This window comes from Virgibacillus halotolerans (assembly GCF_016908515.1).
In the GTDB taxonomy this organism is placed as follows: domain Bacteria; phylum Bacillota; class Bacilli; order Bacillales; family Amphibacillaceae; genus Virgibacillus_M; species Virgibacillus_M halotolerans.
Genome location: NZ_JAFBEA010000001.1, coordinates 717,556 through 731,034, shown reverse-complemented (window position 1 = coordinate 731,034; position 13,479 = coordinate 717,556). Strand labels below are relative to the sequence as shown.

Genomic DNA, 13,479 nt, shown 5'->3' with positions numbered 1-13,479 from the left:
ACCTTTTTTAATGGGGGCGTATACTACATTGACGAAGGAGTGATGGCGTGGAGACACAAATGAGCCGCAAGAGAGATGGGCAAATAAATATCGTGTTACAGCACCAAACACGGTCACAGTCTGAAAGTAAAAGTCAGTTACATTTTACAGAAAACAGTCCATTTAAACATATTGATCTGGAATTTTCATCCTTTGTTGCGATGAATAAATTGAAACAAACGATAAAAGAAATATATGCGACCATCGTAATTAATCAAAAACGTAAGGAAGTTGGATTGGCTTGCACGAAGCAAGTACTGCATATGCTTTTTAAAGGTAATCCTGGAACAGGTAAAACAACGGTTGCTAGAAAGCTGGCAAAAATATACTTTGATATGAATTTATTATCAAAAGGGCATTTTATAGAAGCGGAAAGAGCCGATTTAGTTGGTGAATATATCGGGCAAACCGCGCAAAAGACCAGGGCATTGATTCAAAAGGCGATGGGTGGGATCCTATTTATTGATGAAGCTTACTCACTGGCGCGCGGTGGTGAAAAGGATTTTGGGAAGGAAGCAATTGATACCCTTGTAAAGCATATGGAAGATAATCATAATGATTTTGTTTTAATTTTGGCAGGATATCCTTATGAAATGGAGCGATTCCTAACACTAAACCCTGGCCTGCAATCGAGGTTTCCATTCATTTTAGACTTTAAGGACTATGAGGTTGATCAATTAATGGATATTGCTAGGCAAATGGCTTCGGAAAGAGAATATGAACTTACAAAAGAAGCGGAGAGAGAATTGCGCTCCCATTTATTAAAAAAAACACAAGAAACAACCAGAAATTTTTCCAATGCCCGCTATGTCAGAAATATAATTGAACACGGCATTCGGATGCATGCTGTCCGTTTATTGTGCAAAGATAATTATGTGACCGAAGATCTTATTAAATTAACAGGTCAAGATTTGCAAGTGAATCATCACTATAACCAACGTTGACCCACAAGTATTTTTGTGAAGTGGGGTCAGCTTTGTTATGATGAAGGTAGATTGGCTGTAGAAAGAGGTTGGAAATCATGTCTGAAGAAAAGATACTCGTTATTGCAGTAAAATTGCCGCAACAAAATGATGAACGTTTTCAATCTTCTTTAGAAGAATTAATATCTTTGAGCGGGACAGCAGGTGGTACGGTTGAAAAAGTAATGACACAAAACCGCAGCCGGATCCATCCTGCTAATTATATTGGCGAAGGAAAAATAGATGAAATAAAACAAGAAATTGATTCGTTGGATATCGATTTGGTAATTTCTAACGATGAATTATCTGCTGGACAATTAAGGAATTTAGGCAATCGATTTGAAGTTAGAATCATTGACCGCAGCCAGCTTATTTTAGATATATTCGCACAGCGCGCCCAAACGAAAGAAGGCAAGCTTCAGGTTGAACTTGCTCAATTGGAGTACTTACTGCCGAGATTACATGGGCAAGGGTTGATCATGTCCAGATTAGGCGCAGGTATTGGTACAAGAGGCCCGGGTGAGACCAAACTGGAAACGGACCAACGACATATTAGAAGAAGAATATTCGATATTAAAAGAAGGCTGAAATTGACTGGCCAGCAACGTGAACAATACCGTAAACGAAGAAAAACGAATGATGTATTTCAAATCGCAATTGTTGGTTATACAAATGCTGGCAAGTCTACATTGTTTAACCGTCTAACGAATAGTGATTCACTTGAAGAAAACCAATTGTTTGCCACACTAGATCCATTAACAAGAAAAATACAATTACCATCAGGTTTCCAAACTTTGATTACAGACACAGTAGGATTTATTCAGGACTTGCCAACCGCCTTAATAGCATCTTTCCGTTCGACTTTGGAAGAAGTAACGGAGGCAGATCTGTTATTACACGTTGTAGACAGTTCTCATCTTGATCAATCACAACATCAAGATACGGTTAATCAATTAAATGCGGATATGATACCCATGTTGACGATTTATAATAAAAAGGATTTATACGAGGATGATCTTATACCAGAGAATTATCCATTTATCGTCATTAGTGCCTACGATCAGGAAGACCTACAAAAGCTCTTGGAGAAAATTGAGCAAGTCTTACAGGGACAATGGGATAAATATGTATTCGAGTTAAATCCAGATGAAGGTAAGATAATGAATCGTTTGGAACATGAAACCATTATGATTAATAAATATTTTGATGAAGAAAAAAATAAATATGTAGCAAAAGGATATATCAGACAAAACCACCCATTGCAAGGTTTATTAAAGGAGTAAGGATGAAGATGTTAGAAGAAGTAGTAAAACAAGCAGAAGCAGCATGCAGCACACAACACCAGAAGATAAATACGATTGTAGAAATAAATCAGAAACGCGTACTGGATGCATTTATTAATAACCGCATCAGTGATAGTCATTTTAATTCCACTAGCGGCTATGGCTACGATGATCTTGGGCGTGATGCACTTGAATCCGTATATGCAGAAGTATTTGGCGGGGAAGACGCGCTCGTTAGACCGCAAATCGTTTCGGGAACACACGCGATATCAACCACGCTCTTCGGCCTATTACGGCCTGGTGATGAATTACTCTATATTACTGGTAAACCATATGATACATTGGAAGAAGTTATTGGTATAAGGGGAAGTAATGCGGGCTCTTTAATGGATTATAATATAAAGTATAATCAAGTAGCTTTAAATGATAATGGAACAATAAATTATGACGGGATTAAAAGCGCAATTACCACTGATACGAAAGTAATTGGCATTCAGCGCTCCAAAGGATATGATGATCGACCATCTTTCACGATCGATGATATTAGGGAAATGGTTGCATTTGTAAAAGAAATTGATGAGCAATTAATTGTGTTTGTCGATAACTGTTATGGTGAATTCGTAGAGGCGGAAGAACCTTTACATGTTGGTGTTGACATTATGGCAGGTTCATTGATTAAAAATCCGGGCGGGGGTATCGTTCGTGCTGGTGGTTATATTGTTGGAAGCGAACAACTTATTCAGCAATGTGCCAACCGATTGACTGCACCCGGACTTGGTAAAGAAACTGGTGCAACTTTTAATATGCTACAGGAAATGTATCAGGGGTTCTTTTTAGCACCTCATATTGTGGGGGAAGCCTTAAAAGGTGCGGTATTTACATCACGTTTTCTTGAACTGGTTGGATATAAAACATCTCCACATTATCAAGCGAAACGCACCGATTTGATTCAGTCTGTTACTTTCAATGATACGGAACAAATGGTAGCATTCTGTCAGGCTATTCAGCAGCATTCTCCAGTTAATTCCTATGTAACACCATACGCGAGTGAGATGCCAGGTTATGACGATAAAGTGATCATGGCTGCAGGTACCTTTATTCAAGGATCAAGTATCGAATTGTCTGCCGACGGCCCCATTAAAGCTCCTTATATTGCATTTGTGCAAGGCGGGCTTACTTATGCACATGTGAAAATTGCTTTAGTAGGATCTATCAAAGTAATGATAGAAAAGGGTTATTTATTACTTAAATAGGGAATAGCGAAGAGAGAGTACTTGTACAAAGGTAATACATCCAAATTATAATGGGTGTTATTCATAAAAAAGCCTTATAAAACACTAGGAGGAGAAAGATGAGCGCGAGGTTGACTAAGAAAGATATTATGAAACAAATTGAAGAAGAGAACGTAAGATTTATTCGATTACAATTTACGGACATGCTTGGAACAATTAAAAATGTGGAAATACCCCTCGGACAGTTAGATAAGGCGTTGGATAACAAGATGATGTTTGACGGGTCTTCAATCGAAGGATTTGTTCGTATCGAAGAATCAGATATGTATTTATATCCGGATGTGGATTCATTTATCGTATTTCCATGGACATCTGAAAAGGGAAAAGTGGCACGTTTTATTTGTGATATTTATAATACGGATGGCACACCATTTGAGGGGTGTCCAAGATATAATTTAAAGCGTAACTTAAAGAAAATGGAGGAATTGGGCTTCACGGATTTTAACATTGGAACAGAGCCAGAATTCTTTTTATTTAAGTTAGATGCCAATGGTGATCCTTCATTGGAATTAAATGACCGTGGTGGTTATTTTGATTTAGCGCCAACAGACCTTGGTGAAAATTGCCGACGCGATATTGTTTTAGAATTGGAAGAAATGGGCTTTGAAATAGAAGCTTCTCACCACGAAGGCGCACCAGGGCAGCATGAAATTGACTTTAAGTATTCGCAAGCAGTGAAACACTGTGACGATGTACAAACATTTAAATTGGTAGTTAAAACGATAGCCAGAAAACATAATCTGCATGCTACATTTATGCCAAAACCTTTATATGGTGTATATGGCTCCGGAATGCATGTGAATATGTCGTTATTTAAAGACGGGAAAAATGCTTTCTTTGATGAAGCTGCTGAATTGAGCTTGAGCGAAACGGCATATCAATTTACTGCAGGATTAATTAAGCATTCTACCAACTATACAGCGATTACAAATCCAACGGTTAATTCGTATAAGCGATTAGTTCCCGGTTACGAAGCGCCAAGTTATGTTGCTTGGTCCGCACAAAATCGCAGCCCGCTTGTTCGAATTCCTTTCTCAAGGGGATTAAGTACAAGGGTTGAATTACGAAGTGTCGACCCAACGGCAAATCCTTATTTGGCAATGGCAGTACTATTGGCAGCTGGCCTGGATGGTGTTCAGAATAAAATAAATCCACCAGCCCCAGTCGATAAGAATATTTATTCGATGACAAAACAAGAGCGTGAAGAAGAGGGTATTAGAGATTTACCAGCAACGTTAATGGATGCTTTAAAAGAATTACAAGAGGATGAAGTGATTCGTCAAGGTCTTGGTGAGCATTTATATAAACATTTCTTAGAAGCAAAAGCAATTGAATGGGATATGTTCCGTACTACTGTTCATCCTTGGGAAAGAGAGCAATATTTGACAGCGTATTAAGGTTGATATAACGGTATTTCTTTCATTCAAATAACGATGGTTACTCTCAAATATGTCAAAAAAAATGCAACGGATGTAATGGAAATACATCACGTTGCATTTTTTTATTTGATAATACATTATTTTAAGTTATGGAAGCATCGTAGATTTTTTTGGTTGAGTCCTTCAGTAATGTATTGAATTCCTCGTCTGTTTGATCTGCACTTAACCCTTCAGATAATGCTCTTGAAAAGCTAGCAATCAGACCTTGGTTTGCAGCTAATTTTTCATTGGCTAGTTCACGAGGATAGCCACCGGAAAGAGCAACCACTCTGATAACTTTCGGATGATCAATCAATTCTTTGTAGAAATTATTGACATTTGGAATAGTCAATTTTAACATCACGTTCTCATTTTCATTTAACGCATCCAAATAATTTAACATTTCTTCTTTTAAGAGTTGCTCAGCTTTTTCTTTGTCACTACTGTGAATATCTACTTCTGGTTCAATAATTGGAACAAGATCAGCAGCAAGAATTTGTTTACCTACTTCAAACTGTTGTTCTACAACCTTTTTAATCCCCTCAGGGTTTGGTTCTTTAATAACAGAACGCATTTTTGTCCCAAAAACATGTCTTTCATTTGCTCTCTTTAATAACGCATCTAATCCAGGATTAGGCTTCATTAATTGCACACCGTTTTCTTCTGGTGCTAGTCCTTTATCAATTTTTAAAAAGGGAACAATGCCTTTTTTCTTCCATAAATAATCTGCAGTAAAAAGATCTTCAATTTTGCGGTCCATTGTTTGTTCGAACAAAATAGCGCCTAAAATAGAATCCGAATGGAAAGCAGGCGAAGTAATAATACGTGTTCTCATTTCGTGAACGAGGTCAAACATTTCCTCTTCACCGGAGTATGAATCTTCAGGGACACCATAAAGTGCTAGAGCCTTTGGTGTACTACCACCACTTTGATCGAGTGCAGCGATGAAGCCTTGTCCATTTTTGACACAATCTAACTGTTCCTTTTGCATGATATCAGCTCCTAATACAATTTTTGTGAAAGCCAAAATCTGATTTAAAAAATTCAAACCAAAATAATACTTACCTTATTAGTGTACCAGTATACATTCTAAACTACAAAAAGGAGCTACTGAAGTCAAAAGCCATATTAATTTTCATTAAAGGTAAGTACCTTTTTATTTTATAAATTTTTTAGCTATACGATATGCTCGAAAAGGAAGTGCACTAGAATGAAACAAACCATTTTATACTGCTTGGGTCTTTAGTATTGTGTTAGGAAGAACGTTACTATCTATACCGAACGTTGTACATTATGTGAAAGACATTTCTGGGGGAACTTCATTGCAACACCTTCCACGAACGATCTGATTGAAGAGAAAGCAACTAGTATCGTGTAATAAAAAAATCTCATTCAGATGTACTTTAAAGTATATCTGAATGAGATTTTTTTACCTCTTTACGCAATAGCATTTTCACAAGTGGTTTAAATCTAGTGGATATTTCGATATAATCCGATCACTTTACCTAAAATCATGACATTTGGATAAATCAATGGTTCCATTGTAGCGTTTTCCGGTTGTAGTCGAATATGATCCTTTTCTTTAAAGAAACGTTTTACGGTTGCCTCATTTTCATCAGTCATAGCGACAACAATATCACCATTTTCCGCGACATTTTGTTGTTTGACAATCACCATGTCTTTATCCAGAATACCCGCTTCGATCATACTTTCACCATCAATTACCAGTACAAATAAATTGTCATCCGGCCCTGAACTGGAGCTTGGGAGGGGAATAAACTCTTCGATATTCTCTACGGCTGTAATAGGTATTCCTGCAGTGACTTTACCTATTACCGGTGCGTAACGCGCTACATCTTTAGGTATATTTCCCTCTTCCGAATGATCGAGAATCTCGATTGCCCTTGGTTTTGTAGGATCTCTGCGAATATATCCTTTGTTTTCCAACCTTTCAAGATGTCCATGTACAGTAGAACTTGAAGCAAGTCCAACAGCATCAGCAATTTCCCGAACCGACGGTGGGTACCCCTTCGCACTCACTTCATTTTTAATGAAATCCATAATCATTTGTTGTCTTTTTGATAGTTTAGTCATCTAGTTTCCACCTCACACATAGGATTTATTAATACTAGTTTATCATTTCTATTTTGCTAAAGCAAACATTCGTTCGAAAAAACGTTGACAGGATCACCTGTTCGTGCGATACTGTATTTGATGACGAACAGAGGTTCTTAGTATGGGTAAGGGGGGACTTTGTATGTTTGGGAAAATAACCAAAATAGATGTCTTTTACTTAGTTACATTTGCATTTACATTAGGTTTTTTATATTTTACAATGATAACGAGTTGATCTTATTTTTTAGTCAGAAGGGGTATTACCATTGAAAGCTATACTTTATTGCCGGGTTAGTACGGATAAAAAAACACAGGAAACTTCATTAGCCAGACAGAAAGAGGAATTGCTTCGTTTGGCATCGCGACATCAATTTATTGTTGTTGATTGTATCGAAGAACAACAGAGTGGATATGAAATAGAGCGGCCGGGAATTTTTAAAATGCTTGATTATTTTTCTGACTCAAAAGCAGATTGTTTATTAATACAGGATGAGACGAGACTAGCAAGAGGAAACACTAAAATTGCCTTGTTTCATCAATTAAAAAAATTAGATATAGCAATTTTCACAGTAATGCATGACGGGGAATTAGAGCTTTCAGAATCAGATTCGATGGTGTTACAAATTGTTGGTATTGTGGAAGAATACCAACGAAAGATTCACAACATGAAAATTAAAAGGGGAATGAATAAGGCGATCGCCGAGGGATATGACCCAAGTCAGAATCTGTCAAATCAGAACAAAGCACCTGGCAGGGAAAGAATCGCTTTTCCGATTGAAGAAGTTGTACGTTTAAGGGATAACAATCTTACCTTTGCAGAAATCGCTAAAACATTGAATGGTTTAGGACATCCTGTATCTAAAGCAACCGTACACCGCAGATATCAGGAGTTTCGAAATACTTGATTATCGTCTATAGAATAAGTAAAATGAGAAAGCAGGAACTATCCATGTTTCTGCTTTTTTAGATCGTATGATTAACTTTGTTAGGGGGTTTATATACAAAATGATAACAAAGGAAAAGTTAGCTAGGATTAATACATTAGCAAAAAAGGCAAAAGCTGAAGGTTTAACCGAAAAGGAAAAAAAGGAACAAATAGAGCTTCGGGAGGAATATTTGGGTAATGTCCGCAGTTCATTTAAAAACCAATTTAAATCCATGACAGTAGTGGATCCAAAAGGAAATGATGTTACACCGCAAAAAGTACGTGACTTGCAGGAGAAAAATAAGAAGGATTAGAAAAATAAGACAATAAATCGAACAATCAAACAAAATATTGCGTTAAAACTTGTAGCTGAACAAGTTTCATTATAGAATAGTATAGGATACAAGCGTTTAATAGTGAAAGGGGTTAAATTACTACATGTCGAAAACAAACGAACAACTATCAATTAATACAATTCGTACACTCTCAATTGATGCAATTGAAAATGCCAATTCCGGACACCCAGGTTTACCAATGGGAGCAGCTCCTATGGCATACACATTATGGACAGATTTTATGAAACATAATCCGAAAAGTTCAAAATGGTTTAACCGTGACCGATTTGTTCTTTCAGCAGGTCATGGTTCAATGCTGTTATATAGTTTGCTTCATTTATCAGGCTATGACGTTACAATTGATGATCTAAAGAATTTCCGCCAATGGGATTCCAGAACACCAGGACATCCTGAAGTACATCACACGGACGGTGTCGAGGCAACGACCGGTCCATTGGGACAAGGAATTGCAATGTCAGTTGGGATGGCTATGGCAGAAGCTCATCTAGCAGCTAAATTTAATAAAGAAGATCTATCCGTAGTAGATCACTATACGTATGCATTAATTAGTGATGGCGATTTGATGGAAGGTATTTCTCACGAGGCCGCATCACTCGCAGGTCACTTAGGATTAGGTAAGTTAATTGCCCTATATGATTCGAACGATATTTCACTTGATGGTGATCTGGACCGATCTTTCTCTGATAATTCAGAAGAGCGTTTTAAAGCTTATGGTTGGCAGGTTATTCGTGTGGAAGACGGTAATGATCTAACTGAAATTAGAAATGCTATTCAAGCAGCACAGGAAAATACAGAACAGCCAACGCTCATTGAAATTAAAACAGTGATTGGTTATGGTTCACCGAACAAATCTGCATCATCCGCTTCACACGGTGCACCACTAGGCGGCGATGAAGTAAAATTAACAAAAGAATATTATAAATGGACACATGAAGATTTTCACGTGCCCGAGGAAGTATATGCTGACTTTAATGATAAAATCGTTAAACCTGGCGCGGATGCCGAAGAGAATTGGGACCAATTATTGAAGGATTATCAAGAAAAATATCCGGAGCTTGCAGCAGAACTGAAGCTTGCAATGAATGGGGAATTACCGGTTGATTGGGATAAACAATTACCTGTATATGAACCAGAAAAAGATACACTTGCTACAAGAGCTTCTTCTGGACAAGTATTGAATGCAATTGCGGATGCTGTTCCGAACTTCTTTGGTGGTAGTGCCGATTTAGCCGGTTCAAATAAAACGAGCATGGATAACGAATCGGATTTCACCCGTGAGAATTATGCAGGCAGAAACATTTGGTTTGGTGTAAGAGAACATGCAATGGCTGCAGCATTAAATGGTATGGCGCTACATGGTGGATTGAAAGTATACGCTGGGACATTCTTCGTATTTAGTGATTACCTGCGTCCTGCTGTTCGTTTATCATCAATCATGCATAATCCTGTTACTTATGTATTTACACATGATTCAATCGCAGTAGGAGAAGATGGTCCAACACATGAGCCGGTAGAACACTTGGCAGCACTTCGGGCAATTCCAGGGCTATCATTAATTCGACCTGCTGACGGTAATGAGACACAGGCAGCATGGCGTTTGGCGTTGGAATCTAAAGATAAGCCGACAGCACTTGTATTAACAAGACAAAACCTTCCTACACTTGAGGGGACAAAAGCCCATGCCTATGAAGGTGTTAAGAAAGGTGCCTATGTTGTAAGTAAATCTGAAAAAGCAACACCAGATGCATTGTTATTGGCAACAGGTTCTGAAGTGCAATTAGCTGTAGCCTCACAGAAGGCATTAAAGGATAAAGGAATCGATGTAAGTGTCGTTAGTATGCCATCATGGGATCGTTTCCAGGAACAAGATACTGCATATAAAAATGAAGTTATTCCTCCACAGGTAAAAGCGCGTTTAGCTATTGAAATGGCCTCTCCGTTTGGATGGGAACGCTATGTAGGAGACAATGGTGCTATTTTAGGGATTGATACATTTGGTGCCTCTGCAAATGGAGATAAAGTAATAGAAGAGTATGGGTTTACGGTTGAAAATGTAATCAAACACGTTGACGCTCTACTAAATTAAATAAAAGCAAAGATGGTTCCTATCAATGGAACCATCTTTTTTACCTATATAAGCCAGTCGACAAAATTAGTGGATATACGCCCTATATTTTGACATTATTCTGAAACTTCTTCTGTATAATAGAAAATAAAAGGGGGAAGATTATGATGCAAGAGTATTCTATTTTTTGGGTGATAGATGAAATAGCAAAACATTACTTTCATAAAAGCCATTTATTATATCTATTTTATAGAGATTTTCAAAATGATCCGGATAGAGAAGATCTGAAAAGACAAAAGGATTATATAACAAAAAGGTTCCCTAAAGAGATATTGACTTCCCATATTAAAAATAACTACGAAAAACGTTCTAATTTGAATATAAAAGATTCGGAAATCGAAATATATAAAGATAAACAATATATTGCTTTACATATTAGTGAAAAACATTTAAAGTTTCGATGTAAAACATTAGGGGATGCAGAAGAACTATTATTTCCGGCGTTGCGCCAATTTCAGCTGAATTTATTTATTATCGGCGAAAACACGTCTAATTATGGATGGATATCACCTATTTTGGCAACAAGTGAATATCCGGATGAACAGGTATTGTATTCTTACCTCTGATTTACTATAATGTATAAGAGACAACACGAAGGAGGAAGGCTTGAATGAGCACGATTTGGATCGTTTTAATAGCTATTGCTGCGTTAATAGCTGGTGTTGCTCTTGGATTTTTCATTGCCAGAAAATATATGATGAACTATCTAAAAAAGAATCCACCAATTAATGAGCAAATGCTTCGTACGTTGATGATGCAGATGGGTCAAAAACCATCGCAAAAGAAAATCAACCAAATGATGCGTTCAATGAATAATCAAAATGAGAAAAAATAGCAATCATCTTACTATAACTATTGCTAGTTAAGCTTTCATTACGCATCAAAATTGGAATGGTTAAGTTTTCACAAACGTCACTTAATCTAGGAATGATTAACCAAATCATAACTAGAAGGGTGGCGTTTTTGTGTTTCTTAAAGATATATTAACCGAGTACGAATATTATTGTTTAGCTCGAGGATTTACAGAAAAAACGATGAAGAATAAGCGTCAGGAATATAAACAGTTATATGAGTATTTATCAATTAAGAGAGGGATAGAGCAATTAGAGAGCATTACAAGTCACGATATGAAGGCTTATATTAAAACGAAACATAATGCTAATTTAAAGCCACAGTCGATTATAAGCATGGCAAAAATGGTTGCAGCCTTCTTTAATTGGTGTGTATCAGAGGAATATATTACTGAGTCTCCAATGAAAGGTGTGGCTTTACCAAAGGTGGCAAAGCAAATACGTGATGGTTTCACATCTGATGAGGTTGTTTCAATGATTGATGCATTCAACTATAAAGATTATATCAATGCACGGAACAAGGCTATTGTTGCGATGTTGGCAGATACAGGATTGAGAGCAATAGAGATTACTAATCTGCCTAGTGACGCTGTGAAAAATATCAATATGCTTGTAATTGGGAAAGGGAGGAAAGAAAGAATTGTCTATATATCACCTGCTTTGCGGCAAATATTAATTAAGTATGAACGGATTAAACGGAAATATTTTAAGGATAAGCTGGTTAAGTCAGACACTTATTTTCTTAACTATAAGGGAGAAGAGATGTCACACGTAGGCTTATGGAAAGTAGCAAAATTAGCAGGAGAATTGGCTGGTGTACAAGATGTGCATCCGCATAAATTTAGGCATTACTATGCTGTGCAATGCGTTAAAAGCAAAATGGATATTTATAGCTTATCAAGATTACTAGGGCATAGCGATGTTAGCACAACACAGATTTACTTGGAATCTTTAAATCACGATGAGCTACTGGACAAAGCAATTGCCAGTAGTCCACTGATGAATATAGCTAAAACTAGAAGAAATCAAATCAAAAAATGAACAAATAAAAAGGCTCAGAGGTGCTACCAACACCACTCAGCCGAAAGTGAAATGCAAGCTCTACACACACCATAATGAATAGGCATTGCACCTTGTATTATACCATCTTAATCGTTGGTATGCAAGGTGTTAACCAAGTTGTGGACTGCCAGAAGCACAACTATAAAATAAAACTGATAGCCATGACTCAGGCGTTGCAGATAAATGAGGATAGGTACAGATAATTGGTTCCCTATTTCCAATTGTACCGAAATGTGAAAGCTACATTAGTGCTGATCGAAGGAAGGGTATGTGTCTACGGACACGTAGGATAAGCCACACAGGGTTATATCATCATTATCATACATTAACCTTAACTGTTAGGGATACTTGACACAGTAGGCTTGTTTGGAAGGAATTCCATCAATAAATAGGGTGCGACAATACGGATACATGGCTGATAACTAGCTGGTTGTAATTGACTATCTGTTTTCTACTAATTATTTTTGTTAGTTGAAAGCAGGTAGCCAAACCATGCTCCAAGCCGTTTTCAAAGCTTCCTCCACGCTGGTTAGGGAGACCATAAAGTCAAGACATATCAGCCATATATTGCATAGTAATTTGGGTCTTTATGGTGGATGTAGTCATACGTTAGGCAAACTTGCCGATGATAAAAAAATGACTGCACAGCATATAGCCATACAGTCACATTACATAATACTATTCATCTTTAACGAACTCGATTAACTCAGCTGATGATTCCAATTTTAATGCATTACACAACAAATCCAATGTTTCAAATTGTATGCCGTTGCTATTGCCATTTAATAGTTTACTGATGGTGTTACGATGCACACCTTTATTATTTGGATCTAATTTTTTTGTTTTCTCAACTAGATCAGCAGTAGTTATATCTTTACTATCCATATGATGTCGCAAATTAAATTTTATCATATTAATCCTCCATTAATTCGACTAACTTTAGTATACAACAATTAACACTATGATGTGCAATATTTAGGTAAAAGCATTGACTTGCACATTATAATGTGCAATAATGAAGTTAGTTAAGAAATAACAAGGAGGAAACAAC

13 protein-coding genes are annotated in these 13,479 nt (G+C 37.0%); 10 read left to right on the top strand and 3 right to left on the bottom strand.

The genetic code is table 11. The features are described from left to right. The first annotated feature begins 47 nt into the window (after window positions 1-47). The 4 genes from spoVK to glnA all read left to right on the top strand — a co-directional run bounded on the left by spoVK (window position 48) and on the right by glnA (window position 4,973). Complete coding sequence (spoVK, locus tag JOC34_RS04240; protein WP_338062631.1) at window positions 48-983, top strand: stage V sporulation protein K; 936 nt, start codon at window positions 48-50, stop codon at window positions 981-983. 77 nt (window positions 984-1,060) lie between these two features. Then, a complete protein-coding gene (gene hflX, locus JOC34_RS04235) occupies window positions 1,061-2,284 on the top strand; it encodes a GTPase HflX (protein ID WP_205135458.1) in 1,224 nt (407 codons plus the stop codon). 8 nt (window positions 2,285-2,292) lie between these two features. After that, window positions 2,293-3,537, top strand: a complete 1,245-nt coding sequence (locus JOC34_RS04230) for a methionine gamma-lyase family protein (protein ID WP_420856091.1) — start codon at window positions 2,293-2,295, stop codon at window positions 3,535-3,537. A 98-nt stretch (window positions 3,538-3,635) separates the two neighbouring features. Then, window positions 3,636-4,973, top strand: a complete 1,338-nt coding sequence (gene glnA, locus JOC34_RS04225) for a type I glutamate--ammonia ligase (protein ID WP_205135456.1) — start codon at window positions 3,636-3,638, stop codon at window positions 4,971-4,973. 124 nt (window positions 4,974-5,097) lie between these two features. On the opposite strand, the gene JOC34_RS04220 is transcribed toward glnA, so the two are convergent. After that, window positions 5,098-5,985, bottom strand: coding sequence for a fructose bisphosphate aldolase (locus JOC34_RS04220; RefSeq protein WP_205135455.1), 888 nt, complete (start codon window positions 5,983-5,985; stop codon window positions 5,098-5,100). Between the two features lie 479 nt (window positions 5,986-6,464). Beyond that, window positions 6,465-7,088 carry a transcriptional repressor LexA gene (lexA, locus tag JOC34_RS04215; RefSeq protein WP_205135454.1) on the bottom strand — a complete coding sequence of 208 codons (624 nt, stop codon included), beginning with the start codon at window positions 7,086-7,088 and terminating at the stop codon, window positions 6,465-6,467. A gap of 287 nt (window positions 7,089-7,375) precedes the next feature. Here lexA and JOC34_RS04210 point away from each other — a divergent pair, with 287 nt between their 5' ends. The 6 genes from JOC34_RS04210 (at window position 7,376) to JOC34_RS04185 (ending at window position 12,407) form a co-directional block, all read left to right on the top strand. Then, entirely contained in the window at window positions 7,376-8,014 is a 639-nt protein-coding gene (locus tag JOC34_RS04210; protein WP_205135453.1) for a YneB family resolvase-like protein, read from the top strand. 100 nt (window positions 8,015-8,114) lie between these two features. Then, complete coding sequence (locus JOC34_RS04205) at window positions 8,115-8,348, top strand: DUF896 domain-containing protein (RefSeq protein WP_205135452.1); 234 nt, start codon at window positions 8,115-8,117, stop codon at window positions 8,346-8,348. 124 nt (window positions 8,349-8,472) lie between these two features. Then, entirely contained in the window at window positions 8,473-10,476 is a 2,004-nt protein-coding gene (tkt, locus tag JOC34_RS04200) for a transketolase (RefSeq protein WP_205135451.1), read from the top strand. Between the two features lie 143 nt (window positions 10,477-10,619). Further along, the gene (gene sirA / locus JOC34_RS04195) at window positions 10,620-11,081 is read left to right on the top strand and encodes a sporulation inhibitor of replication protein SirA (protein WP_205135450.1); all 462 of its coding nucleotides are present in this window, start codon (window positions 10,620-10,622) and stop codon (window positions 11,079-11,081) included. Window positions 11,082-11,125: 44 nt separating this feature from the next. Next, window positions 11,126-11,350 carry a YneF family protein gene (locus JOC34_RS04190; RefSeq protein WP_205135449.1) on the top strand — a complete coding sequence of 75 codons (225 nt, stop codon included), beginning with the start codon at window positions 11,126-11,128 and terminating at the stop codon, window positions 11,348-11,350. Window positions 11,351-11,480: 130 nt separating this feature from the next. Beyond that, window positions 11,481-12,407, top strand: coding sequence for a tyrosine-type recombinase/integrase (locus JOC34_RS04185; protein ID WP_205135448.1), 927 nt, complete (start codon window positions 11,481-11,483; stop codon window positions 12,405-12,407). 699 nt (window positions 12,408-13,106) lie between these two features. Here the strand turns inward: JOC34_RS04185 and JOC34_RS04180 are convergent. Next, window positions 13,107-13,340 (bottom strand): helix-turn-helix domain-containing protein, encoded by a 234-nt coding sequence (locus tag JOC34_RS04180; RefSeq protein ID WP_205135447.1) that lies wholly within the window; start codon window positions 13,338-13,340, stop codon window positions 13,107-13,109. Window positions 13,341-13,479: the final 139 nt, after the last annotated feature.